Source organism: Nostoc sp. (genome assembly GCF_036917555.1).
GTDB lineage: Bacteria > Cyanobacteriota > Cyanobacteriia > Cyanobacteriales > Nostocaceae > Nostoc.
Map to the genome: position 1 here is coordinate 1 of NZ_JBALDD010000020.1, position 24,720 is coordinate 24,720.

Annotated in this window: 20 protein-coding genes and 1 pseudogene; 14 read left to right on the top strand and 7 right to left on the bottom strand. The window is 42.0% G+C overall.

The genetic code is table 11. The annotated features are described in order from the left end of the window. Positions 1 to 193 precede the first annotated feature (193 nt). Positions 194 to 448 (bottom strand): hypothetical protein, encoded by a 255-nt coding sequence (locus tag V7K60_RS06815; RefSeq protein WP_334924036.1) that lies wholly within the window; start codon positions 446 to 448, stop codon positions 194 to 196. 86 nt (positions 449 to 534) lie between these two features. Between V7K60_RS06815 and V7K60_RS06820 the strand changes: the two genes are divergently transcribed. From V7K60_RS06820 to V7K60_RS06860, 10 genes and pseudogenes are all read left to right on the top strand, one after another. Continuing rightward, positions 535 to 1,305: a lipoate--protein ligase family protein gene (locus V7K60_RS06820; protein WP_334924037.1), complete on the top strand. Its 771-nt coding sequence runs from the start codon at positions 535 to 537 to the stop codon at positions 1,303 to 1,305. A 187-nt stretch (positions 1,306 to 1,492) separates the two neighbouring features. Continuing rightward, positions 1,493 to 3,010 (top strand): restriction endonuclease-related protein, encoded by a 1,518-nt coding sequence (locus V7K60_RS06825; RefSeq protein ID WP_334924039.1) that lies wholly within the window; start codon positions 1,493 to 1,495, stop codon positions 3,008 to 3,010. Next, positions 2,994 to 6,407 (top strand): hypothetical protein, encoded by a 3,414-nt coding sequence (locus V7K60_RS06830; RefSeq protein ID WP_334924041.1) that lies wholly within the window; start codon positions 2,994 to 2,996, stop codon positions 6,405 to 6,407. Before V7K60_RS06825 ends, V7K60_RS06830 begins: the two co-directional genes overlap by 17 nt. 2 nt (positions 6,408 to 6,409) lie before the next feature. Next, on the top strand, positions 6,410 to 9,589 hold the full coding sequence (locus tag V7K60_RS06835) for an RNaseH domain-containing protein (RefSeq protein ID WP_334924043.1): 3,180 nt from the start codon (positions 6,410 to 6,412) through the stop codon (positions 9,587 to 9,589). A gap of 213 nt (positions 9,590 to 9,802) precedes the next feature. Further along, positions 9,803 to 9,934 carry a hypothetical protein gene (locus V7K60_RS06840; protein WP_334924044.1) on the top strand — a complete coding sequence of 44 codons (132 nt, stop codon included), beginning with the start codon at positions 9,803 to 9,805 and terminating at the stop codon, positions 9,932 to 9,934. A 217-nt stretch (positions 9,935 to 10,151) separates the two neighbouring features. After that, entirely contained in the window at positions 10,152 to 10,508 is a 357-nt protein-coding gene (locus V7K60_RS06845) for a hypothetical protein (RefSeq protein ID WP_334924046.1), read from the top strand. Between the two features lie 170 nt (positions 10,509 to 10,678). Continuing rightward, positions 10,679 to 11,635, top strand: a pseudogene (locus tag V7K60_RS06850) (spore photoproduct lyase family protein). 388 nt (positions 11,636 to 12,023) lie between these two features. Further along, positions 12,024 to 13,505 (top strand): site-2 protease family protein, encoded by a 1,482-nt coding sequence (locus V7K60_RS06855; RefSeq protein ID WP_334924048.1) that lies wholly within the window; start codon positions 12,024 to 12,026, stop codon positions 13,503 to 13,505. Positions 13,506 to 13,510: 5 nt separating this feature from the next. Further along, on the top strand, positions 13,511 to 13,687 hold the full coding sequence (locus V7K60_RS35135) for a DUF6888 family protein (RefSeq protein ID WP_442944347.1): 177 nt from the start codon (positions 13,511 to 13,513) through the stop codon (positions 13,685 to 13,687). Continuing rightward, entirely contained in the window at positions 13,684 to 13,875 is a 192-nt protein-coding gene (locus V7K60_RS06860) for a DUF6887 family protein (protein ID WP_334924049.1), read from the top strand. The genes V7K60_RS35135 and V7K60_RS06860 overlap by 4 nt, the downstream gene beginning before the upstream one ends. 84 nt (positions 13,876 to 13,959) lie before the next feature. Here the strand turns inward: V7K60_RS06860 and V7K60_RS06865 are convergent, their stop codons facing one another. From V7K60_RS06865 to V7K60_RS06885, 5 genes are all read right to left on the bottom strand, one after another. After that, the gene (locus tag V7K60_RS06865; RefSeq protein ID WP_334924148.1) at positions 13,960 to 15,219 is read right to left on the bottom strand and encodes a glycoside hydrolase family 10 protein; all 1,260 of its coding nucleotides are present in this window, start codon (positions 15,217 to 15,219) and stop codon (positions 13,960 to 13,962) included. 47 nt (positions 15,220 to 15,266) lie between these two features. Continuing rightward, positions 15,267 to 16,583: a nitrogenase iron-molybdenum cofactor biosynthesis protein NifN gene (gene nifN / locus V7K60_RS06870; protein WP_334924051.1), complete on the bottom strand. Its 1,317-nt coding sequence runs from the start codon at positions 16,581 to 16,583 to the stop codon at positions 15,267 to 15,269. Continuing rightward, positions 16,583 to 17,977 carry a nitrogenase iron-molybdenum cofactor biosynthesis protein NifE gene (gene nifE / locus V7K60_RS06875; RefSeq protein ID WP_334924053.1) on the bottom strand — a complete coding sequence of 465 codons (1,395 nt, stop codon included), beginning with the start codon at positions 17,975 to 17,977 and terminating at the stop codon, positions 16,583 to 16,585. Before nifE ends, nifN begins: the two co-directional genes overlap by 1 nt. Before the next feature lie 576 nt (positions 17,978 to 18,553). Beyond that, complete coding sequence (nifH, locus tag V7K60_RS06880; protein WP_334924055.1) at positions 18,554 to 19,522, bottom strand: nitrogenase iron protein; 969 nt, start codon at positions 19,520 to 19,522, stop codon at positions 18,554 to 18,556. A gap of 487 nt (positions 19,523 to 20,009) precedes the next feature. Next, positions 20,010 to 21,143: a substrate-binding domain-containing protein gene (locus V7K60_RS06885; protein WP_334924057.1), complete on the bottom strand. Its 1,134-nt coding sequence runs from the start codon at positions 21,141 to 21,143 to the stop codon at positions 20,010 to 20,012. Positions 21,144 to 21,686: 543 nt separating this feature from the next. Here V7K60_RS06885 and V7K60_RS06890 point away from each other — a divergent pair. Together V7K60_RS06890 and V7K60_RS06895 are read left to right on the top strand one after the other, a co-directional pair. Beyond that, positions 21,687 to 22,052, top strand: a complete 366-nt coding sequence (locus tag V7K60_RS06890) for a hypothetical protein (protein WP_334924059.1) — start codon at positions 21,687 to 21,689, stop codon at positions 22,050 to 22,052. Between the two features lie 99 nt (positions 22,053 to 22,151). Continuing rightward, positions 22,152 to 22,526 (top strand): hypothetical protein, encoded by a 375-nt coding sequence (locus tag V7K60_RS06895; RefSeq protein WP_334924061.1) that lies wholly within the window; start codon positions 22,152 to 22,154, stop codon positions 22,524 to 22,526. Between the two features lie 172 nt (positions 22,527 to 22,698). Here V7K60_RS06895 and V7K60_RS06900 read toward each other — a convergent pair whose 3' ends face one another. Further along, positions 22,699 to 22,911 (bottom strand): hypothetical protein, encoded by a 213-nt coding sequence (locus tag V7K60_RS06900; protein ID WP_334924062.1) that lies wholly within the window; start codon positions 22,909 to 22,911, stop codon positions 22,699 to 22,701. A gap of 122 nt (positions 22,912 to 23,033) precedes the next feature. Between V7K60_RS06900 and V7K60_RS06905 the strand changes: the two genes are divergently transcribed. Next, positions 23,034 to 23,675, top strand: coding sequence for a hypothetical protein (locus tag V7K60_RS06905; RefSeq protein ID WP_334924064.1), 642 nt, complete (start codon positions 23,034 to 23,036; stop codon positions 23,673 to 23,675). A gap of 10 nt (positions 23,676 to 23,685) precedes the next feature. Further along, positions 23,686 to 24,492, top strand: a complete 807-nt coding sequence (locus V7K60_RS06910; RefSeq protein ID WP_334924066.1) for a pentapeptide repeat-containing protein — start codon at positions 23,686 to 23,688, stop codon at positions 24,490 to 24,492. Positions 24,493 to 24,720 lie beyond the last annotated feature (228 nt).

The following is a 24,720-nucleotide window of genomic DNA, read 5'->3' on the forward strand; positions in this document are numbered from 1 at the left end:
ACGTTTTTTACTCATGATGTAATCTAAGAACATCAATCAAGATGTTCTTAGATTACATCTTCTGCATCCTTTTTGCTTAAGTTGACACCAATGGGTAGTGCCGTGCCCCTACGGGTGTACCTCACGCAAACGAGAAGCGCTATAACCAAGTTTTTATAATAGGATAGCTTGTATAGATTTACTGATAAAGCTTCTAGAGATTTACCTCCCGGAAAGTGACAGAAGAGGGATATTTCAGGTTGCTAGGAATGTTTGCCAAGGCTAGTTGCAGAATGCCAGTTAGCCAAGACTGATTGCTTTGTGCGTGGTTAGTCTGTACGGGTAGCGCCTGAGCGATCGCTTCACTTGCGGCTGGCCAAAAAAGGTTGGTAACAAACAAAGTCATAGCCAGTAACAGAGCGATCGCGGAACGGATCGCGGACTGAGAGATCATTTTGATGAAATTCATGAACAGATTTTTCCTAATAATCTGAAACAAAAGTATTATTAAATACTGGTATTAGGCTATCAATATCTTTCCAGAGTCCGAAACAGATGAAACAACTAGCAACCGAATCACCATCCACCTGGCGTTTCGTCCCAATGCTTCAGACATCAGGAGCAGTGCAAATGGCGATCGATGCTTGGTTGTTCAACCAATGCGAAAACGGACAACACCCGCCTACCTTGCGTTTTTATACCTGGTGCCCCTATGCTCTCTCCTTGGGACATCTGCAAAAACAATGGCCTACCGAGTGGCATAATCTGATTTACCAGGGACAGCCACTCGATCTAGTTCGTCGGCCAACGGGAGGTAGAGCTGTTCTCCACCAAGGAAACTTAACCTACGCCCTGATTACCTCAGCTAGTACTGGAAAAAGCTGGGGTACTTATGAAAAAATTTGTAACTTTTTAATCCAAGGCTGGCAAAAGTTGGGTATTGAGTTAAGTTATGGTTCTGCGGGACGGGGTTACATTCATAATCCCAGTTGTTTCAACACAGCAACAGCGGCTGACTTGGTTACAGCCGATGGAAGTAAATTTATTGGTAGTGCCCAACGCAAGGGAAGAAATACTATTCTTCAACACGGCTCGATGATTTTGTCTACAGACAAAGGTTTATTTCAGGAAATCTTTGAACAATCGGCTCCGTGGAATACCTCACTTTGCAACATACACCAAGAGGATGGCTGGATTGCAAAGATTGTGGATACATTGACAGAAACGGCAAAACAGTACTTTGGCATAGAACTAGTTACCCAACCATTCACCGAGCTTGAATGGCAAGATATTCTCAAACTGCGATCGCTGTATGAAGTGCGTTAGCGTAGCTCACCGTAGGTATCGCCTATTTCAAAACTTGAGGTTATCTAGGAAATACGTAGAAAACCAAAGTTTGTTGTAAGTAAAATCGCTGTACAGCGTAATTTTGCAGTGTAAATAAAAAGTTGACATTTCTGTTTACATCATTTAATGTAAACAAATTAAAATGTAATTTGTATTATACATAGCCATGTACTTTGAGGACGTGCGTGAGTGGCAGGGAACTGCGGAGGCTCTGACAAAGGAGCTAAAACGCCAGATTAAACACCTTGAACTGTCTATAGAATCACCTGCCCTTCGTACCATTCGGTCGTGGAGAGCGAAACAACTTTTATCACAACCCAAAGGACAAGAATTTGGATTTCGGCAGATTTTGGAGGGATTGGCAACAATTTTACTATTAAAGAAGGGTTGGACAATTGCGGCGATCGCTCAAGTTTTACCTTCCTTTGGTGAAGATGTTTTAGAGAAGCAAATTATTGCAGAGGCTCAAGGTCATGATCCTACTTGGCTACCTACAATTTCAGCAACTTCTTTGCCTCTGCCTACAGGACAGCGCGCAGCGAGGGATCTGGCTGAAGATGCTGTGGTGTTACTTGCTCAGGGAATTCTTCGCCAATATGACCGGGTTCTTCCAGGTCGAGAAATTATCCGCCAAGAGGATAGTACGCTGCCACCAGAACTCTATCAAGCAATGTGCAAATTGGGTCGTCTATATATTGAAGAAGGATTAAGCGATCGCGCTGCTTGCGTGCATACTGTTTTGGATAACGCTCGATACTCTCTTGGTTGCGATCATTGGCAGTTAGGGGTTTTTAACCAATCAGACTTTCGCTTTTCTAGCGTTACCTTAATCGATCCAGATTTACGAGTACCTACTTCAGACTGTGCAGAGATTGCCAACCTGAGCGGAGCTTTTGGTGAAGACAATGTAATTGAACATCGTCTATATACTCAGTTGTGTGACGCGACTCAAAGGCTTGGCGGTCGTCGCCAACATAAAGCTTACACGGCACTACGAGAGTTGTTTGGCAGGTACTCTTTAATAGGAGAACGGCAACTATTAGACTACTTGGTTGAAAATGACTTGACCCCTTTACAGGGAATGCTCATTGAGAAATTCTTCGACTTAGTGCCAGATATCTGGCTAGTTGATGGACTAGCACATCGCTGTGCCCACTGTGGCACACTGATGCGATCGCATCCCAACAAAAAACTTTTTTCACAAGGGCGCTGTCCAATTCGCCAGTGCATTGGCCACAACTCACCAAAAGTATCTGAAAAACTAGATCCCAATGATATTTTACGAATTGCCGAGCCGCGAATTCTTACCTACTGGACAGGCCCAGCAATTGACGAATTAGCCATTTTTGATACAGCCCGACAAAATAAGCTCAATGCTGAACTTTACCCGGAATCTGATTTATGCGATGTGGCAATTAACGAACGGGCAATTGGAATTGATGCCAAATCTTACACAAGTCCGGTGACTCTAGCTTTGCGTCTCAATCGTAGTATTGGCGGACTGATTCACTATCGCCGCCGCATTCTTGCTGTGAGCGATCGCTTAATAGAGGATAACCCAAGCTACATTTCTATCCTGATCTCAACACTAGATAAAAAGGGCGATCCTGCCAGTTTAGAAATTATGTCAGTTTCCTCTGTAATTGATTTTTTAAAGAAGATGCCTTATGCGAACCAAGCCTGATTTTTGGAAAGGTATAGACCGAATTTGCTGGCTTTGCATCTTAATGGAGGAATTTCTTGATACTAATTCACTGGAGTATGCACCAGTAATTATGTCAGGCATGTCCAGCATTTTAAATGCACCTGTATTAGAGCAAGCCCGTCAAGCTATTTTCAATATGCGGCAGATGTCCCTGAGTTTTGTTACAAACCAATCAGTTAAACACGCAATTGCTCTTTATAACAATCATCATTATTGTAACCACACTAAAGGGACGTATGAAATTGATACCGAAACACTGTACTTCCAAAGAACAGATCCTTTAGAAGATTCTCAAATTACCCAAGCGCGTCAAATTTTGAGTACCCCTTTATCTTATGAATCCTATGGTTTTACACTTGCCGATCCTCGTCAGCAGATGGTGGTTGCGTTGGGTGAAGAGTCAACAGCAGTGCAGTTACCGATCGCTCCTATCACCGCCCCGATTGCTGCGCGTCGCGCACATTCCCTAAATCGCCAACCAAAAGGAAAAATTCGCATTCCCTTAAGTGAACTGCGCGATCTGGCTATTGAAATGGACGAGCGGGAAAAGCAAGATCCTGAGCGACGACCTGGTAATTGGGCAGATCGTTTTGAACGCTTTGACCTCATGGTATCAGAGGCTGGAAAAGGTCTGCGGAAAGAAGATGATGTCCTGGAATTAGAAGATATCAAGCACTTAATTGGTTTACCAGGGTCAGGTAAAACAACCATTCTCGTGTTAATCGCGATCTGGCTGGGACTACATGACTATAAAGCAATGTTTGTGTTTCCCTCCATTGAAGTTGCTAGACAGTACATGGCTGAGTTGGCATTTCATCAAGTTAAGGTGGGAATGCTTGTCGGACAAAGTGATGAGACTCGCCGTCGTCATGCAGACAATATTGCTGAAGCGATCGCCACAGGAAGTAATGGTGGTTTTGCCCACACCTTAGAACAGGCGGAAGTTTTTGGGATGAACTGCGTTCTACCAGCTTTTTCAACCGAGGATATGTCTAGGTGGGGCTTTGGTTTCGCACCTTGCAACGAGATATTGCAAGGCGGGGGGAAACAGGGAAAGAAGAAAAAATGTCTGTGTCCCTTATGGACAATGTGCGGTCGAAACAAAGCACCGCGAGATTTGTTGGATGCTAATATTTGGGTTGGTCATGTGCGATCGCTCGATACTCAAATATCACCTCATGCGATTCAGGAACAAGTACGATATTTTGAATTAATTGCCCGTACCTTCGACGTAGTTGTTTTCGACGAAGGCGACATGGTGCAATCAGTGTTAGATGGTTATGGGGCAGCAACCTTAAGTATTTCCGGCTCAGAGCGATCCATTCATCGGGTAATTCTAGAACAAATCCATAATCGGTTTGCTCGTGGTGAGAACTATCGATTATTTGATCGGGATGTAGAACTCTACAGTCGTGATTTGTCAGAATTTGGCAACCATAATACTTCCTTAATTACCACCCTTCAGAATATGTCTAAGTCGCGGGTGGGAGAACGCTATGAAAATCAATTATTGACTGTATTACGGATTGTTAGCGAACTATTGAATAGTTTAAAAAAATCTTCTCAGCAGGATGGTCTTGATGAACAAGAAGTCGAGCTAGGCTTTAGTAAAAGTCGGGCGCTAACTGAATTTTGGGAAGCGGCAGCATATAACGCCTTCTACGATCGCACAGGTGTTGAGAACCCTCAAGACTTTAAAGCAGATTTGTGGCCGCGGATTTTAGGCTATAACCGTGAAACCCTTGAAAAGCAATGGAAAACTCTCATTAGTCATTTCCGCCGTTACCTGGCTGAAAATCTTATTAAGCGACGTGATGCGATCGTTGAAGAAATTGCTGAATTATTTCTCAAGCTCTGTTTTCCAGATCATTCACCAACAATAGAAGCAGAAGATTTAGCTAAATTACTTATAACTGTTACTTTCGTAATTGTGGGCTACCAGCGAATTGTACCAGGAACTAGAACAATGGTTGCAGAGGGATTCATTCGTGAAACTATTGGGGAGTCAACTGCATCACCAGAACTCCGAAAATTTATTCCAGAAAGCATTTTAGGTTCATTTTCTGGAGTGGAATACAGTTTTTTCCAAGCACAAACAACACGTACTGCCACCAAAAATGTGCAATTGTCTTACATTACATTTGTTGGTGCGCCTCGAATGTTAATGCATCGCTTCCATCGGTTGTTAGACGCAGATGATGGACATCAAAGCCCAGCCGTTTTAATTACTTCAGCAACTTCATTTTTAGAAGCTAGTCCCGCCTACCACATTAACGTTGGTCCGCATTATTTACTAAAACCGCGTCAGTCAGAACATAAACCAGAACAGAGCGTTTATCGTTTCAAATGGTTTCCAGATAGTGAACGTAGTGATGAACCCCTCAAATATAGCGGTGCTGGCGAACTTCAAAACCATAATCTTAAGCGGATGGTGAATGCCCTTGTGCGTGGAGGAATTACTAAATCTGAAATTTACAAGTCCATGCGTAATTTTGATGTCAAGTTTGGTATTCGCCGTAAAGCTGCTTTAGTTGTCAATAGTTACGATCAGGCTCGCACAATCAAAAAGTATATCAATGATTATCATCCTGAAGTTGGGCGGCATACAAAGGCAATTGTTAAATCCCTCAGAGATGGAGAACAACCGACGGATTTTATTACCTCTGCTCAGTGTGAGGCATTAGGAGACGATGAAAACTGTGATATTTTAATTTTTCCCATGTTGGCAATTGGTCGAGGTGTGAACATCGTTTTTACTAAAGGGGACAGAAAACTAGATGCGGCAATCGGCTCGATTTACTTCCTGACTCGTCCTCATCCGACAAAGAATGATATGCAGCTTTTGTACAGCTTGGCAGGACGGGCAACACAAGAATTTGATAGTCGAGTTTTTAGTGAAACAGAAGATTTAAATGCGATCGCAACTTCTTGGCAGCAATCTAGAAAAGACCTTTGGAAAACTGCCAATAGATTGTTACGTGAACCCTTAATGGCTAGCCGTTTAGGCCCTGAACTGTTCAAATCGTTTACAGCTAATCAAATGGTTGCGATTTTGCAAACAATTGGGCGCGGGATGCGGAATGGATGCCCAGTATCCGTTTACTTTGTGGATGCAGCTTGGGCTAAAAATTCAGCAGAAGATAAACCCGATTCTGGGCGAGATAGTATGCTGGTGCAGATGCGAATCATTTTAGAAGAATGTGTCAACCATCCCGATCCTGTAATTCGGGAAATTTATCAAGAACTTTATGACGCATTTCTAGCACCTTTACGACGTATTGAAGGAGTAAAATACCCTGATGAATTAGCTAATTGCCAAGATTTTACAGATGAAGAAGACGGTTTCAATGATTTTTCAACACTATTAGAGATGTAAACATGAGCGACAATTTTTCTGATGAAATTGAACTTGAAGAAGATTACTCTGAAGAAGAGGAAGACGAAGAAATTGATGGTAATTTAGTTTCAGATACCTTTTATATTCAGCAAGGGCAAATCAAGCTCGTCAAGAGATTTACCCAAGCCTTCACTGTACCGGATAATCTGCGCCCAATCATAGTAGAGGGTTTTACTCTTGCTTGGACAAGGGCAGCTATGTTAGATTTTGCAGACATTCAAAAAGAAACTAATGTCAAAAATCTCCCCTATGCCTCATTTCGAGGATTTCTAGAAGTAGTACTAAAAGATGCAGCGCGAATTGAACCAGACGTAAGTCTTACGAAGTTTGCATTGAATAATGCTAAAAGGGGAAGCGATCCAGAACCTTTTGTTTACCTAAATGGTGGTAATGAAGAAAATATCAATCAAATGCTTCGCCCAATTATTAACGACTGGTTTACAAATCATCTCAGACCTTTTACAAAAAAAGAAGACATATCAACGAATATTATTGACCGCTTGCAAGATTTGCAGGAAAGAGGAGAACTTCTGAAAATTTCTCCATTTAAATCTCAAGTATTCCCTTGGAATTGGTCTAAACAGACAGGTACAACTCAGCCAAAAGATCCAACAGATAAATATGCCTATCGTGCGATAGTAGATTACGTAGCTCGTCAAATTGCTGGACAGGAGATTTTTCCAGATTTAGGGCCGATAAAACGTATTATTTCCAGTAATTCTGGGATTGTAGAATTGATGACCGATCCGATAACCTTACCTGACACAAAAGGAAAATTCAGTTTTGTGGTGAGCTTGGAAGTTGTGACTTATCCATCTTTGCCTCAACCTTTGGTGAAAGTTGAGGTTTCCAAACGTCGCTGGTTCACTCAATTAAAAGCTCCTAAATATGACCGTAGGAATATTAGCGGTTTCATATTTTATCAAGACTATCACGATCGCGCCTTTAGCTATCGAGTAAAATGCGAGCAAGATAAAAATAACAAGCAAGAGAAGAAGAATTGGTGTTGGGTGACAGATACAGATTTTGAAATCCTGCGGAGAGAATTGAAACTGCCTCTGGAATCTTTTGATGGGCAACAAATCGCTTTGGGCAAAGCCTCTACTGATAGCTGTGAGGTAGTTCTAACTTACCGTAATGGACTTCAAGATAATTCAGAAGAAGACGAAAATACTTCAGAAGGATACGGTATTGAGACAGGTGTACCAGAGATTGATAAATTAGATGCTTTGGAAGCGATCGCTAAAATTCTTAACCCATTGGGAATAAAAGTATTCGATAAATACTCTCTTGTAAAATCCAGCCATAATCTGGATGAGGCAAAGAAAGTATCACGCATAATTAATCTCCCTACATTGCTTGGTGGTGTTTTGGAAGCTCTCGAAACCAATTCAGACTTCGAGCTTACTGCGAAATACCTCGATCAACTCAACGACAGTCAAATCGATAGCTTGCTACGTAAACACTTTGACATTCGTTTAGAAGAGATTGAGTGGGGAAGAAAAGCTCTTCAATTTAATGGATTTACGCTGAATCAAACAAATGCTCTCCAAACCATTATTCAGGCAAACCAAGCAGCGATACAGCGACTATATCCTAATGAGCAACCAAGACTGTTTATATTTTATGAAGCTGATTTAGAGACACAAGCAAAGCTATTGCAGAAAATTACTAAAGTTTTGTGGGGAAATACGCTCGAAATTCTTATTAATCGCTTGCCAGCAAATACTCACGATCCACGAGAAATTTTACCTGGAAAAGACTTGAAAAATAAGGAGCGATCGCGCCAACGAATTGAAGCATGGAAATCCACTGCAAAACAGATTGAAGACCCCAATAAGCCAACTTTCTCCTTGATAATGGCACGGCAATTTTACCCAGATCCTACTGGAAAAAACACTGTTAAACCTGACGATAAAGTTAATAAACCTTCAACCCGCCAAGCACTTGCAAAAATTGGTAGTGGCGTGCAATTTCTTCTACCCATTGCAAAGACACGTAAAACAAAGCATCTCAAACTCGCAGACTTCTCCCATCGGATGCAGTCGGCTCTGAAAGATTTGTTCTCAGCTCATTCTGGTCGGATTGATGGTGTAAAAGAAAAAGTTGACAAGTACTTGCAAAATATCCCACCAGAAGCTAGACCAAAAGAAATTTTAGGGTTCACAATCGTCCGTAAACAAAGGGGTCGCGTTCGTGGTGTTATTGAGAATACATTTTTAGCAGTGGTAATGCGCCTCAACGTAGATACAGGAAAATGTGAGCTTTGCTGTGCTTACGAGAAAGGAAATTTAGTAATTAGCCCGTGGTTTAGCTTTTCTGATGCACTAGCTTTTATTGCCCAACTTACTCCAATCAAACTGGCTGATAAGCGTAATGTGTCAAAAACTCGATTCATGGACTTTGTAAAACAGATTGTTTCTAATTCTGTGGAAGATGGGATGCAACCATTGGTTATGATTGATTCTTCCAACTGCGTCCAACTATGGTCTTGGCTTAAAGATGAGGAAATAAATACTAATCAAATTAACCTTGGCCAGCAGCATCAATATATGCAGAATGAATGGCAAAGCGCTCGTCTAATTCGTATTCGCCAAGAACTTGCCCCTGGAATTATTGAGAAAAAAGCCCGACATTTAATAGAGACTTCTTTAGAAGATACCAAAACTAAAGAAGAACTCAACAAATTGCCGCCTACATTTAAAATAGATTCAGCATCTAGTTCGACTGGATTATTCCGACTCAGCGCTACTAACCAAACTGGATGTATGGCTTATCTATCTGTGGCACGTGAAGCAGCACATCAATATCCACGCGGGCAAAGTTGTTATCGCTCAACCCAGACCCTTGTTAAAAAAACTGATGCTTCTAAAGAGCCAATTTATAACAAGGCTGGGTTAAACGTATATCAACTCTCAACAAAAGCTCCATTTCTGGGTCGCTGGCCAACTCCCAACCCCCTGGAGATTGTTGTTACCTTGAGACAGCCAGAAGATAATCCTGATGATTTAGCGGCTCTTGTAGAATCATTGCGTTATGGCTTTGGTCACTACAGCGATTGGACAGGTTTACCTGCTCCCCTATTTTTTGAGCGTGTTGTACGCGACTATATCAGTGATTTTGCGATCGCAGATGAGGATATTGAATCGGAGCAAGATTAAATATCTTGCCAGTGAAGAAAGAGGCTACTAATAAATTTACAACTTGAAAAAGGTATTATTTGCAATCAAGCTAAACTTGCAGAAATAATGCATCGGGATGCATTGGCATTGTAAAAGGACGCATTAACAATGTATTCCAATGCGTTGGCATTGTAAAAGGACGCATTAACAATGTATTCCAATGCATTGGAATTGTAAGGGGACGCATTAACAATGTATCCCGATGCATTAACATTGCAGGGGGATGCATTAACGATGCATCCTGATGTATTGGCATTGCAAGGTATTGCCAAATTTAATCCGCTACGAATTAATGAAATGCTGTACTTAACAAGCCAAAGTTAGCACTCTAACCTAAAACTTGAGTTTATTGAGCTTGCTGAAATCCCAGAACAAGCCCAAAAGCTGGTTGGAATAGTGTGACTGACATAGAGATATCAAGCAGCAGTTAGGACAGGAGAGTACTACTTTGAATTGGGTATAACCCGTATGGTCTATGCCTTTAAGTGACTTTTATAAATTTTATAATATAAGGAAGACTTAAAAATAACGCTTCAATTATATGAAAATACTCTCATCAGAGCTAGTCCATTTGGGATTTGGCAAATATGTGCGTTCTGACCAAGTAACAGCAGTTACACCAATAGAAGAGGAGCGAGGCCCAGGGCGACGAACCTTTGTTCATGTTCAAGGGCAAAGCGATCCAATTATCGCCTCTCGCGCTGAAGATACCATTGTGCGTGATTTAGTACAGGAACCACACGAGGTTACTCAAGCCCGTCAGCAGCAGGAAATTCTTCAAGATTTATTGGTTAATTTAGCTAATGTTAATTCAACTGTGCGTCGAATTAACCGTGATGAAGGTAGTTTGGATCTTGATTTGTTAGAACGACGAATTAAGCAAGTCCTTGAAAATTAATTGCAGGAATCAGCAAACTAAATAACGGAGAAAGATATTGCTGAATACCATTACAGACCAAGTTTCAGTATCAGATACACAAACAAGATCGCCAAGGTTGTGGATACCTGAACGGGTACTGTTTACACCTGCTGCCTTAAATGAGGTTTGGAGGCAGCAGATTCTTGAACGTGTGCAGTCTACTCAACTTACCAATAGAAGAACTATTACAGAACCGCCTGAAGGGACTACATGGTGAGTCTGAGCGGGATACTTACAACATTGCCAAGCGTACCTTAGCAGTGGTTACTGCACCACCCAGTTCTTTTAAACTGAGTCCTATTCCACCTTCTGCCGATTGGCAGTTTCACATTGCCGAAGGTTGTCCGGCTCACTGTCAATACTGCTACTTAGCTGGTAGCTTATCTGGGCCACCTGTCATCCGCGTTTTTGCCAACTTACCGCAGATATTAGAGAATTTAGCTAACTACGAGCAACAGAGTAAAACCACAAGTTTTGAAGTTAGCTGTTACACAGATCCATTGGGTATTGAGCATTTAACTGGAAGTCTTGCTGAATGTATCCGTTACTTTGGCACTCGTACCAATGCACATCTACGTTGGGTATCAAAGTTTGATGCTGTGGATGGATTACTAGATTTACCACACAATGGGCATACTCGCTGTCGGATGAGCGTTAATGCCGCACCGATTTCTGGTAAGTTTGAAGGTGGCACAGCATCCGTAGCATCCAGACTGAATGTATTGTGACGGTTGGCGCTACCACAAGAGCGTGGCGGTGGCGGTTATCCAGTAGGCTTGGTTATCGCGCCAATTATGCCAATAGACGATTGGCAAATGCACTATAGTAGTTTGTTTGACCAGATAAACGAGGCACTGGATTTTGATTGTAACCTTACCTTTGAACTAATCTCGCATCGGTTCACACCAGGGTCAAAAGAAGTTTTACAAACTTGGTATCCGCAATCAAAATTAGAGATGGATGAGGCAAAACGCAGTGTCAAGCGTAATAAGTTTGGTGGGACGAAGTATGTTTACGATAAAGATACAATGAAGGCGTTGCGTTGCTTTTTTGAGAGTGAGATTACTAAACGCTTTCCAAATGCTGAAATTCTTTATTGGACTTAGTAGATCATTTAACTCAAATACAGTTTGAGCAAATTAATTATTGGCAAGAGAGCGATTGATATGTTATGCGATCGCTCTCTTTTCAGGTTAAAGCCGTAACACAATGCCAGGATGGGCGGAGTCCTTCGCTCATCCTGCCTCCCCTACTTAAGATTTACCTTATAAATGGAAATGGTTTCTTATCTTTAAAACCTAGTTTGTCTACTGCACAAGATGAAATCTCCTGTAAATAGAGCGATTACAACTTCGACTTACACCATACCTGGGTTTGGCTACGACCACTCAAAGCGAGATAATTTGGGCAGACGACAGGCGGCGTTATAAATTAATAAGTGTATCTGCAATACCGGACTTGTTCTGGCTTAGTCTCAATAGCAAAGGTTTGGAGATGTTCACTTTATCAGAAACTTCTATCCTGGCGGCAATCCTACTGGTAGCTTTAGGCATTTTGGGCTGGGGCTTTTATCGCGCCAGACCTTTTGGTAAACTGGGAATCTTAGCCTGGTTACAGTCGGTGGTGTTGATGACTCCCTGGCTTTTGTTTTTTGGATTGTTTGCCGCAGGGATTTACATCAATATAGCGGGTATATTGTTCTTAGTGGTGACATCCGCCGGATTGTACGTCTATTTGGGCAGACAGTTGCGCGCAGCTGGGCAAGATACCATCCTCAAGCAACGTGCAACCGAAAGACTCGCTGCTGCTTCCTCTCTGGAAGCAAATTCCTCACAATTAGCAGTCGCACAACTGAAAGCGGAGATCCCGCCAATACCGGAAGATGACTTGAATGCAATTAAAGGCATTTTTGGTATCGATACATTTTTTGCCACAGAAACTATCGCCTACCAAGATGGAGCTATTTTCAAAGGTAATTTGCGGGGAGAACCAGAAGAAACTCACAACCGTCTAACTGCAAGTTTACGGCAACGCCTTGGCGATCAATATCGCCTATTTTTAGTGGAAAATACAGACGGCAAACCAGTGGTGATCGTCCTACCCAGCCGCAACGATCCCCGGCCGATGTTGTTATCGCAAAAAGCTTTTGCAGGTATTCTGTTGATAGCAACCATTGCTACTAATTTAGAAGCTGCGGGATTACTGCTGAATTTTGATTTCTTTGGTAATCCAGGGCGGTTTCAAGAAGCTTTGCCCATAGGTGCTGGAATATTTTCGATTTTAGTAGCTCACGAAATCGGTCATTGGTTACTTGCCCAGCGTCACCAAATTCGCCTTAGCTGGCCCTTCTTTCTACCCGCAGTGCAAATTGGCTCTTTTGGTGCAATTACCCGCTTTGAGTCTCTGTTGCCCAACCGCAAGGTATTATTTGATATCGCCTTAGCCGGGCCAGCCGCAGGTGGTATTGTCTCTTTGTTAATGCTGGTGACTGGCTTGCTGCTTTCCCACCCAGGTAGTTTATTTCAATTGCCCAATCAGTTTTTCCAAGGGTCGATTTTGGTGGGAAGCTTGGCGCGAGTTGTCCTTGGTTCAGCCTTGCAGTCATCTCTGGTAAGTGTTCATCCCTTAGTGATAATTGGTTGGCTGGGGTTAGTTATCACCGCTTTGAACTTAATGCCCGCAGGACAATTAGATGGTGGGCGCATTGTTCAGGCGATTTATGGACGCAAAACCGCAGGACGCGCCACGATCGCAACTTTAATTTTACTGGCAGTAGTATCTCTCGGTAATATGATTGCCATGTACTGGGGGATCGTGATTTTATTGTTGCAACGGGATCAAGAACGCCCCAGTTTGAATGAAGTCACTGAACCTGATGATACTAGAGCCGCTTTGGGGCTTTTGGCTCTATTCTTGATGATTACCACGCTTCTACCCCTAACTCCCGCCTTGGCTGGGCGTTTGGGAATAGGATAGTGTTTATGGAGCCTACACCCAAACAAGCAATATCCGCAATTCGGGTGTGTGCCCAACTTACCAGGGTTTACAAAGGAATAGACCTTATAAGATTAGACGAGTGCACCAGAAATGTTTATATCTTGGCGAATAATTCAATCGAAGCTGAGATAATACCAACTGGAGAAATTCTTTGGTTATGACAAAACCTAACTTTCAACAAATGCCTTTAGAGCAGTTAAGAACTTATATTTTGGAGCATCGCAACGACGATGAAGCATTCTATATCTACATCGACAGGAGACGTGCCCAATCTCCAAAACAGGTTCCAATGACAATTGAGGCGGCGGAGGCTGATTTACAGAGACGGTTTGGACAGCAAGCTAGTTAAAAGACCACGACAGATTCTTAAGTGATTGTCGGTGAACTTTCACTTAAATTAAGCGATGTGTTCACCGACAGCTAATGAGGAAAATTAACTCAAAGGTTTCCAACCTGCTAGCAGATTCGGGTAAACCGTTGGTGTGGGAAAAATATTCTGGAAGCCAGTTTGACGCTCTTGCGGCTTTTCTTTGCTCATATTCCAAAGGGTTTCATAGAAAAAGAAAGAGACTCCGGCAAAATTACGATCGCGTACTTTTTGCACTCGTGTCTGAATCTGTTGTATGGGTATTGCTCTGTTTTTCAAACCAGCTAAAATGCCGATACTCACAGGGATATGACTGCGTGCTGCTTTGACTTCTGGATACTCTAATTCACTAATAAAAAAATCCAAGTCCTTACTATATACCTGCAATACCAACTCTTCAATCAGTCCCATCCGCTCCCATTTCTGCCAGTCTGCTAAAAGGAATTCATAAGAAAGACGTTGAGGATTAGGTGAAACTGAAACAAGACAGTCTTTTTTAGTGGCTTTGATGGCTGTAAATACCCGCTTCATAAAGTCGGTAATTTTGTTAGCTCTCCAACGTACCCATTCTGGGTCTTTAGGGTTCACGGAGGGAGCTTTACCACGGTGTTCTTTTTTGTATAACGCTACTGTGTAGGCATCGTAGCCTAATTCTGATGGCAAGCCAAAATGGTCGTCAAATTGAATACCGTCAATATCGTAGTTTTTGACGATTTCAACTATTAGATTTTGAATGAATTGTTGCACATCTGGGCGAAAGGGATTTAGCCAAACCCTGTCATGTGTGCCTTCTTTGACAATTTGTATACCGTTGCTGCGATTGGTAAGCCATTGGGGACGATTTTTAGCTAAAAGCGAATCAGCAGGAGCCATGAAGCCAAATTCAAACCAGGGAATCACGGTTAACCCTTTTTTATGTCCCTCACTGACAATTTCTTTGAGCATATCTCGCCCTTGCAGTCCAGGTGTGGGATCGAGCGATCGCCCAATAACTTTACCTGCAACTTTGCTGGGATAAAGTGTATAACCCCAATTCCACACAGTAGGATAGACGGTGTTAAAGTTTAATTCATCAAGAGTTTGTAAGGCATTCTTCAAACGATCGCGCTCAAATAACACGTCACTATCAATATTTGTTAACCACACCCCCCTTAACTCAGATGCAGGCGTTGACGGCAGCTTAATTTGAGCGTTCAATGGGAACGACAACATCACTGTAGCGATCGCACTCAAGGTAAGCATAACGACAAACAAAAGAGACTTTCTACTTTGGCGAATATTCCACCAAGAAGAAAACTCAACACACCACTTTACAAACCTTTTCATCATTATTTAAAATGTCTCTGTCACTGAAGCAAACATCGACATGATAACTAATATTTATGCTTAACCTTTGTTTCCTGCTCTAAAAAGAGATTGCCAATATCAAATAAAAGTTGCATAGTACCTCGATAGCCTACCTTGGTGAACTGACCATAATCTAAACGGTCAAAAATGGGAATCCCTTGACGGTAGAGAGGAATTTTTAAACGTTGAGCGATCGCTACTCCATGAGAGTTGGTAATTAGTAAATCAGACCCAACCGCCAATTGCTCAAAGTCTTCCAAATCGCCGATAGTGACGCTAGGAATCGGAAGTTTTTCTAATAGAGGAAAGCGTGTTGTTGTCACTGCTGAGTGAATCTGAACTCCTAGCGATCGCAAAAAAGAAACTGTGGACCAAAGTAAATCTGGTTCCAGCGCCAAAGAAACTCGCTTGCACCCAAAGTAAAAGTGATTCTCCAACATCACGTGTTGTAACTGACGGCGCTGACGGCGGTATTTCTCTGGTACGCTGACACCACTGATATCCGCCAATGCTTGCAGAAATTTATCTACTGCTGCTAATCCCGTCAGTTCACTAAATACCTCATAAGGTATATTGAATCTCTGCTCCAAAATTTGCGCCCCACCCCGCATACTATCACCTAGTGCCAAAGTGAATACAGAACTACCAATTGAGCGCAACTGTGCCAAAGTCGTGCCATTAGCTGTAATGGCACTAGAAGAATCTTCTATATGACCATCTAATGAGCCAGAAAGGTCAGGTACAACAATAGGTACGAGTCCAAAAGAGGTAACAATCTCTTTGATTTCCTGTACATCTCCTGGTGTGAAAGCAGAACTCGCCAAAATAGTGATTTGTGTGGGATAAGCGTTTTGCTTGTCGCTTTTTTGAGGAATTTCCCTGACTATACTTTCAACTGCACCAGCAAAGCCATCCTGTAATGTACCTTTGAAATCTGGTGTAGAGACAAGCACAATTGGTAGATAATCCAATTCTGGGTGACTGTGGCGAATCTCCTTGACAAAGCGCCCCATATCATCACCTCTGGTTTCCACAAGTCCAGTGCTACAAAGACCGATAATTTCTGGTTTGGATCTCTGCACTAAAGTCAAGATTGCTTCTTCAACTCTTTCCTCGCCACCCAAAATGGTTGCAACTTCAGTCATCGCTGTACTGGAAAGGGGAATCGTCTGACGGAAATGTTGTACTAATACCGCTTTAGTCAAAGCAGTACAGCCTTGAGAACCGTGTAATAAAGGCATGATTCCCTTCAACCCCAAAAAGGCTAAAACTGCACCCACAGTTTGGCTTTGCTTCAGGGGATTAACTGCAACAGATGTACTCGTAACGCTAATAATCGCCATCAAATATCCTCCTCAGAAGAATTTCCTGCTGACCACGGGGCTGGCTGGTATACTTGCTCCCACACAGGGTTGTAAAAAGCGGCATACAGTTCTCGTGCTACCTCTAAGATTCCTATATAGCCTGCATAGGCATGATTGCGTTCTTGATTAATGTCTAGAAATGGAATCCTAGCAGTGAGAGAGGTGTCTTGATGGCGTTTCTCAGCAATTAACATATCAGCTTGATTTTCGTTAATTATCTGTAAAATTTCTTCAGGAGTATTTTGTTCTAGAATTATGCCATCTTGCTCCAACAAACTTTTGACTCTAATTTGATCCTCCTCAGTATGATTCTTAGTAAGAATAGCAATAACTTCCATCCCCAATTTTTTAGCAGCAAAGATAATCAACCAACTCTTGAAACTTCCAATAGAAAGGATAATGCGCTTACCTTGCAATCGGGTAATATACAGAGCGAGTTTTTCATCTATTGCAGCAGTTTCTTCTAAAATTAACTTTTCTGTACGTTCCTGCAAATCAGAATTACCTAACTTTGCCGCAATATTCCTTAAACATTGATTGATTGACTCTATACCATAAATAGACTCTTCAATATAGGGAATGCCATATTTTTTTTCCATCCCTTTTGCCACGTTAATGAGTGCTTTGGAGGAGAGTATGACGTTAAGTTGGGCACGATGAGCATAGCAAACTTCTTTGTAGACAGCATCACCTGTAATTTTTGCCAAAACTCTGATACCTAATTTCTCCAATAACGGTAGAACATTCCATATTGCACCTGCGATGTTATGTTCACCAATTAGGTTGATGTCATCAGGTGTACTAGTCTCTGGTTCAGCTGTTCCAATAACGTGTTCTAGCATTGCTTCACCAGCGACACGGTTGCCCAAATTTTGGTTCCCAATGAATCCAGGACAATGTACAGGGATAGTAGGTATTCCTGTTTTCTCGGTGGCATCTTTGCAAACTCCCTCGATATCATCTCCAATCAAGGCTGTGATGCAAGTGGAGTAAACAAATACCGCCGCAGGTTTGTAGCGTCTTGCTAATTCTAAAATGCCTTTGTACAGCTTTTTGGCTCCACCGAAGATGATATCATTCTCATCGATGTCGCTGGTAAAGCGTATTTTGTACAGCATCGAACCAGAGGAGAGACTGCTGTAACTTCCCCAAATACTGGCAGCACAGCCACTTGGCCCGTGAACTACATGAGCAGCATCGGTGATTGGTACTAAGGTAATCATTGCACTATCAAAAGCACAACTCCCTTGAGTAGTTCCAGGTTGGGGTAATTGTGTAGAAGACTTTTTTTTCTTTTGTTTCTGCTGCTGAGAAGCATCTTCAGAATTGGAGTTACTGAGCGAATCGTTAATTTTTCCTGGGGTGGGATTCATTGGTTTGGTGACAATAAGTAGAAGTTACTAGGTGTTAAGTGAATTTCAAAAAGCTTTCATAGGATTTTCGTTTATTAACCGTGTATCTAAAGGATAGAATAAAAGGGAATGAGAAAGAGATTTTCCCATCCCCTAAAACATAAACATCAACTAGGTTAGAGAAGGAAACAACAAAAACATGAACTAGACTATTAAAGTATTAATGTTGCTGTGTAGACCTTGGTAGATTAGTGTTAGCACGGTGAAGTTGAAACAAACAAAAGTTAAGATTGGCTATTCGATTACCTCCATTTTAAAGGATTTTTTAGGAGTAATGAGTGCTGAGTCCTGAGTAAGAAGTAATGAATAAGTAGTACTAATGAATCTTCCCACTTTCAGCCGAGTCATTCGCTACTCAAAACTAATTTGATGCTTAGTCGGTCTAATTTTACTTTTTACTCAGCACGGGCTAAACCTTAGCTATCCGCTAATGTTACTCAGCACTCAAAACTGTTTTGGTGAGAGGGTGGGCAAAATAGCCCACCTGATATTTACTCTGTATTTAGCACCTGAGTCAGACAAAGAACCTTATTTCTTTTAACTACCAGAAACTATTTCTACGTTTCCTTTTTTCAGTGCTTCTAGTGCTTCGCCTTGAGCGTCTTCTAGCTTCTTCTCACCATCTGCTTGAGCGTTGGCGGCACTTATCAGTTTTGCAGCATTTTCTTCACTTTCGAGAATACCAAATTCAATCAACAAATCTTCTAGCTCGTCCATCTCAATAGGTGTGGGAACGGCAAAATTTGTATTGTTGATAATCTTGTCTGCTAATGTCCGGTATTCATTAGCTTGATTGCTATCGGGTGCATACTCGTTGACAGTCATCCGGCGCAATTCTGCGTGTTGCACAATGTTGTCGCGGGGAACAAAGTGAATCATGTGAGTACTCAATCTGGCCGCCAATGTGCTAATCAGTTCGTCTTCTCTATCAGTATTACGACTATTACAAATTAGACCTGCCAAGCGCACGCCACCAGTATGGGCATACTTAAGAACACCACGAGAGATGTTATTAGCAGCAAACATCGCCATCATTTCACCGGAGGTAACGATGTAGATTTCTTGGGCTTTACCTTCACGGATTGGCATCGCAAAACCACCGCATACAACGTCGCCTAATACGTCGTAGGATACGAAATCTACATCTGAGTAAGCGCCGTTTTCTTCGAGGAAGTTGATGGCGGTGATGATACCGCGACCGGCGCAACCTACACCAGGCTCAGGGCCACCAGATTCCACGCATCTGATATCCCGGAAGCCAGTAATTACCACTTCTTCGAGTTCGATGTCTTCCACAGCACCCCGTTCAGCAGCCAAGTGCAGCACGGTGGTTTGGGCTTTACAGTGCAGAATTAAACGAGTGGAGTCAGCTTTAGGGTCACATCCGACAATCAAGATGCGTTTACCCACTTCTGCCATTGCAGCAAGGGTGTTTTGAGAAGTGGTAGATTTACCAATACCACCTTTACCGTAAAAAGCAATTTGTCTAATTTTTTCGTCGGACATGATGATTGATCCTGTAATTGTTTGTTTGGTGGGTCTTTTGGTTTATGAGGCGTTGGCACAAAGTGCTGGAGGTACTCGCACTGTAAAATTACAGCAGTGACCTTATGTAAAACGTCGTTGGAGGCGCTCGTTCTACAGCAAAAAGAGTCCGAATCCATAACATATTCAAGTTTTGGTCAGTTTTCGTTGGCCATTAGTCATTATTTTTTCTGACTAATGGCTAGAGCGATAAAACATCACTCAAGGGATATTGCAAGTATTACCATCCGCTCACTCAAATGATTTCTCTAGCGGTAGTAATACCAATTGGAAAAAAGAAAGCTACAAATTCCAAGCCGGAAACTTAAATTCAATCCGAATTACGAATTCAGCATCATCAGTTGTTGTAATCTCCTGAAGGTTGCTCATACCTAAAGAGTGGTTGCAGCAGGATTTAAATTTACGCCAAGTTTTCCCTAAACCACACAACCAACCATTGCAATCCACTCTAAACAGTCGCTACAACTTCTCCGATTTTGCTGATATCGTAACCGCCGAGAATTTCAAATTGGGAGTGAACCATCCGATGTCCCAAAGTACTGAGCAACTGCTGTACAGGTGCTTCTTCCAAATATTCCTTGAGAATCACCAAATCATATCGTGACTGTTTTAAAGGGATAAATCCCAGCCCAAAAGCGGTAGCTACAGAGCTTGTACTCATACCAGCATCGGCAATTCCTCTGACTACAGCTTGGGCAACATCTTGGTGATTTTTGAGTATATTGTCAAAACCCTGAACAGCATTGAACGGTATCTGCTCTTTTTGGAGTGTTTGTTCCAAAAGCATCCGACTACCGGAACCTATTTCGCGGTTGACAATAGTCACTTCCCCTGCCACTAAGTCAGTAACTGTTCTAATTCCCATTGGGTTCCCTGACTTCAATAAAAGTCCCTCCTCCCAGACACCAAGGGTAATCAGAACTGCTTCCCTGCCAGCCAGAACATCTCGAACAAAGGGAGTATTATACTCACCAGTCTCAGGATCGTACAAATGCATCCCCGCGATGTGCGCCTCACCTCTGCATAAACTGTGCAATGCAGCCATGCTATTGGCAAAGTTATATTGGACTCGCAGTTGGGGATGCCAGCGTTCGGTGGCTCTTGCCCATAGCGAAATCACAGGGGCACAACCAGCAATCACAACGGTGTTGTGAAGTGTGTCGAGATTATCGTCTAGTAGCCTGACTCGAACTTTATTTGTACCTGTTTGGCTAATGCTTTCACCATCAGCCGGAATCATATCTTGGCGAAAAGCATCCTTGCCAATTAAGGGATAAGCTATCCATTGTCCTCCCACACGAGCCATGCTAACTCGTAGTTGCTGACCATTAGGAACAGGTTTGGCAAGAACAGCTTCAATTTCAGGTAAATCCCGCTCTAACCAGAATAGATCCTCAACTTGACAGCCAAGCGCTTTGGCCAAGCGAAGTGTTATGGCTACTGAGGGAGCATATTGCCCCGACTCTACACCACTAATAGTTTGACGAGTCACATTAGCGATGTTAGCCAAATCTTGTTGGCTCATGCCTAAGCGAGTTCTAATGGACTTCAAGTTATTACGGAGGTCACTATCCTGCTTCATTGGCTTTGTCTCTTGGTTTCAAAAAGCCGTAGCGGATTTAACAAAATATCTGCCAAGGCGAAAGTCTAGTCTTTGAGTTTATATCATTTCTCTTTGAAGACTTTTTGTGCTTTCGCTGTCTTGATTCCCCATATAAAAAGACTATCACAGAAATGGCCAATTTGCTTGCGAAGCGCAAATTATTTTGGCGGGTGTTTGCTTTTTACTTGTTATCTTGGCTTAAAAGCCCCAAATTCCAATAAACAGAGCATTTATTTAGTAGCAATTTTTTACCAACTAAATTGGTAAAAAGTAGCATTTAATACAGTTTTAGAGATTAGTTTCAGCTTTGATGCTTGATAGGCGAGTAATACAAACAGTAGAAAACATACCAACCAATGAGAGTTCTTTGGGGTAAATTTTACCCTGACGAAAAATTACCTATTTGACTAAAGTAAATATGCACATAGCATCAGCAAAGAATTGCTGTTTTAAATTTTTGCATAATCAATTAGGTATTTACTAAAGTATGCAACAGATGGCAACAAAGTAATGGAGAGAGTAATGATTACCGAAGAAGATTTAGCCCAGCAATTTAACGTAATTATTGAACACACTCACCCACGGGTATGGAACCTGTTAAGCCAATGTTATGTGAAGATAATCAATCCTCATCCTCACTTGACAAGAGTGAATATAAAAACATGCATCCGCCATGCGAAATACATTGGTATTTATTGCCCTGATAGACTAATTAGTGCTGTAGTAGAACAAAAAAACCTACTCAAAGAAGTGGCAGAATACTTGGGGCTAGTTGAAATTGTTTGCTTGAATGCCAATAACTTGATGCGCGATCCCCTCTCAAATCTCAAGCAAGCTTATCCCCAGTTGTGGTTAGAGTTATTGTGGATTGTTACTCAAGAAGAATAACCTAGTAAACTCGATTTTTCTGCAATATTCAATCTGCAAAAAATCATAATTTCTAATCTTCACCGCAGCTTCGTTACTTTTGAAGCTTGCTAAAAACTTATGAATCAACCATGCCTACATCCAGATGATTTGCCTTCACCTCAAACAATCAAGCTGAGTGAAATACTATTCAGACAGCTTGAAGAAGCAACCAAAAAAAGCTTTTTCCTATCGTGCGATCGCATGACACGGATTTTGTTATCGAGTTGTCATTGGTATTTCCAAATCAATAGTGGTGTTTTGACGTTGATCCTGATTTGTAATAATATGGAAAGTTATCGCAATATCATGAAAACTGTTCCCCACTTTGCCGATCGCTTAAAACAGTTTGCCAATAGAGCTAAAATTACTGTCAGTTCTCCAATTGACAAAGGTATACCGTGGGTACTCAGCATAGATAATGTCTTACCTGAAGGGGACTTGCCCAGTACCTGATAGATAAACCAGAAAAATTGCGATCGCCCTTCCTCCTGAACATCGGCGATCGCGCCGAAAAAGTCCGTTAAGCCTGTCCCAAACCACAGCAAGGTGTTTAAGTGCTTTGTATCTGCTTATTTACCTAATTGGCAGGATAGGGATGAAAATACTTTAGGAAAAACAACTTGAGCTAAAAAAAGCCATATTCATTGGTATCTAATCCTTGTGATTCCAGTTGGGAGATGTTGGGGAAATATTTGGGGTAAAACTGGGGTAATGTAAAAGGGTCAAGATGTTTACAAAGCAGCTGTGTTAAATAAAAATTATGTCGTCCGATCAAAGTAGATTTTATCCTGCGACGACGATGGTCTTCTAAATAAGCATTAGCTTCTATAATTGCCAATTGACACACGGGTGTAGATCCGTTAAACGGATTTTGCGCTCCTTTATACCCTATATTGTCAAGTTAGGCGCTTATATCTTGTATATAGATAACTTTTACCCTCACGACTGGAGAGCAAAATCTTGGGCATAGAATTACGCAGTTTCGTATTTCTCGACAACCTGCAACCTCAACATGCAGCATATATGGGAACAGTAGCCCAAGGCTTCTTACCATTACCAGGAGATACATCACTGTGGATTGAAATCTCTCCTGGTATCGAAATTAATAAGATTACGGATATAGCCCTGAAATCTGCCTCTGTCCGTCCGGGAGTACAGGTAGTTGAACGACTATACGGACTATTAGAAGTTCATTCTAGCTCCCAAGGCGAAACCAGAGCTGCTGGTCAAGCTATTTTGGCGGCCCTGGGAGTCAAAAGAGAGGAATGTCTGAAACCGCGTGTTATTTCTAGTCAGATTATCCGCAACATCGATGCTTATCAAACACAACTGATTAATCGCACGCGCCGGGGACAGCTACTACTAGCAGGTCAAACGCTGTATGTATTAGAAGTGGAGCCTGCTGCTTATGCCGCACTGGCTGCCAATGAAGCAGAGAAAGCAGCGAGGATTAACATTCTTGAAGTTCAAGCTGTAGGTAGCTTTGGACGGCTTTACTTAGGTGGACAAGAACAGGATATTCTAGCAGGAGCAGCGGGAGCATTAACGGCCATTGAAAGTGTCGCTGGTCGGGTAAATTTTCTGGGTGGGCGTCAGGAGTAAAGGAGAGAAAATGGTAAATCGAGAGCATCTAACTTTACTCAAAGCAGGTGCAGTTACATGGATTGAGTGGAGAAAGAAAAATCCCCAGATTGAACCAGACCTCAGCGCGGCTAATTTGCAAGGCGATAACCTTAGAGGCGCAAACCTCCAGGGGGTAAACTTGAGAAGAGTTGATTTGGGTAATGCTTTACTTGTGCGGGCAAACCTCAGTGGTGCTGACCTCAGTAGTGCCAACCTCTATAGAGCCTTCCTGAATGAAGCTAACCTGAGTGCAGCTAACTTGAGTGTTGCTAACTTGAGTGGCGCTATACTCATGCAGGCAGATTTGAGTCATGCAAATTTGATTGGAGCTGACTTGAGTCAGGTGGATCTTAGAGGCGCTGCGATCGCATCTGCTAATCTAATTGGCACTGACTTAAAAGGCGCTAACTTGAGAGATGCCGATTTAGGTGCAGCTAAGTTGATTCGGGCTAACCTATCTTTTGCCAACCTTATTGAAGCTAACTTGATTGCGGCTGACCTCAGCGAGGCGAGTTTGTACGAAGCAGAAGTTTTAGGGGCTTATCTTTACAAAGCTGACCTATACAAAGCTAATCTGACCAAAGCTCACCTCAGTGGTGCATACCTATTGCGGGCTAACCTAAGTGAAGCTGATTTGAGTCAAGCTGACTTAAGTTGGACTAACCTTAGAGGCGCGAATCTGGCAGGGGCGAATCTCAAAGGAACTAACCTTAGAGGAGCCGACATTCGGGGAGCTAACCTCAGCGGCGTAAATCTTCAAGAAACAATTATGCCTAACACTTCAACACACTGTTAGTTTACAAGAACAAGGAATTGACGTTTAGATTCATTTTTTGGGGCATTTCTTCCCACAATAACTATATAAAATTTATGTAAAGCTTAACTGTTATTAAGCTCAAAATGTTTTAGATAATTTATAAATTTAACTTATATATTTTCAGATGTATTTCATTAATAGAAAAGTATTTTTTTTCCAAACTAAAATTTATATTGAAACCTAACTTAACAAAAATGTCGTATTCAG

Coding starts and splice junctions, on each gene's coding strand:
- V7K60_RS06815 (WP_334924036.1), bottom strand. CDS start 448: ATGAATTTCATCAAAATGATCTCTCAGTCCGCGATCCGTTCCGCGATC.
- V7K60_RS06820 (WP_334924037.1), top strand. CDS start 535: ATGAAACAACTAGCAACCGAATCACCATCCACCTGGCGTTTCGTCCCA.
- V7K60_RS06825 (WP_334924039.1), top strand. CDS start 1,493: ATGTACTTTGAGGACGTGCGTGAGTGGCAGGGAACTGCGGAGGCTCTG.
- V7K60_RS06830 (WP_334924041.1), top strand. CDS start 2,994: ATGCGAACCAAGCCTGATTTTTGGAAAGGTATAGACCGAATTTGCTGG.
- V7K60_RS06835 (WP_334924043.1), top strand. CDS start 6,410: ATGAGCGACAATTTTTCTGATGAAATTGAACTTGAAGAAGATTACTCT.
- V7K60_RS06840 (WP_334924044.1), top strand. CDS start 9,803: ATGTATCCCGATGCATTAACATTGCAGGGGGATGCATTAACGATGCAT.
- V7K60_RS06845 (WP_334924046.1), top strand. CDS start 10,152: ATGAAAATACTCTCATCAGAGCTAGTCCATTTGGGATTTGGCAAATAT.
- V7K60_RS06855 (WP_334924048.1), top strand. CDS start 12,024: ATGTTCACTTTATCAGAAACTTCTATCCTGGCGGCAATCCTACTGGTA.
- V7K60_RS35135 (WP_442944347.1), top strand. CDS start 13,511: ATGGAGCCTACACCCAAACAAGCAATATCCGCAATTCGGGTGTGTGCC.
- V7K60_RS06860 (WP_334924049.1), top strand. CDS start 13,684: ATGACAAAACCTAACTTTCAACAAATGCCTTTAGAGCAGTTAAGAACT.
- V7K60_RS06865 (WP_334924148.1), bottom strand. CDS start 15,219: ATGAAAAGGTTTGTAAAGTGGTGTGTTGAGTTTTCTTCTTGGTGGAAT.
- nifN (WP_334924051.1), bottom strand. CDS start 16,583: ATGGCGATTATTAGCGTTACGAGTACATCTGTTGCAGTTAATCCCCTG.
- nifE (WP_334924053.1), bottom strand. CDS start 17,977: ATGAATCCCACCCCAGGAAAAATTAACGATTCGCTCAGTAACTCCAAT.
- nifH (WP_334924055.1), bottom strand. CDS start 19,522: ATGTCCGACGAAAAAATTAGACAAATTGCTTTTTACGGTAAAGGTGGT.
- V7K60_RS06885 (WP_334924057.1), bottom strand. CDS start 21,143: ATGAAGCAGGATAGTGACCTCCGTAATAACTTGAAGTCCATTAGAACT.
- V7K60_RS06890 (WP_334924059.1), top strand. CDS start 21,687: ATGATTACCGAAGAAGATTTAGCCCAGCAATTTAACGTAATTATTGAA.
- V7K60_RS06895 (WP_334924061.1), top strand. CDS start 22,152: ATGAATCAACCATGCCTACATCCAGATGATTTGCCTTCACCTCAAACA.
- V7K60_RS06910 (WP_334924066.1), top strand. CDS start 23,686: ATGGTAAATCGAGAGCATCTAACTTTACTCAAAGCAGGTGCAGTTACA.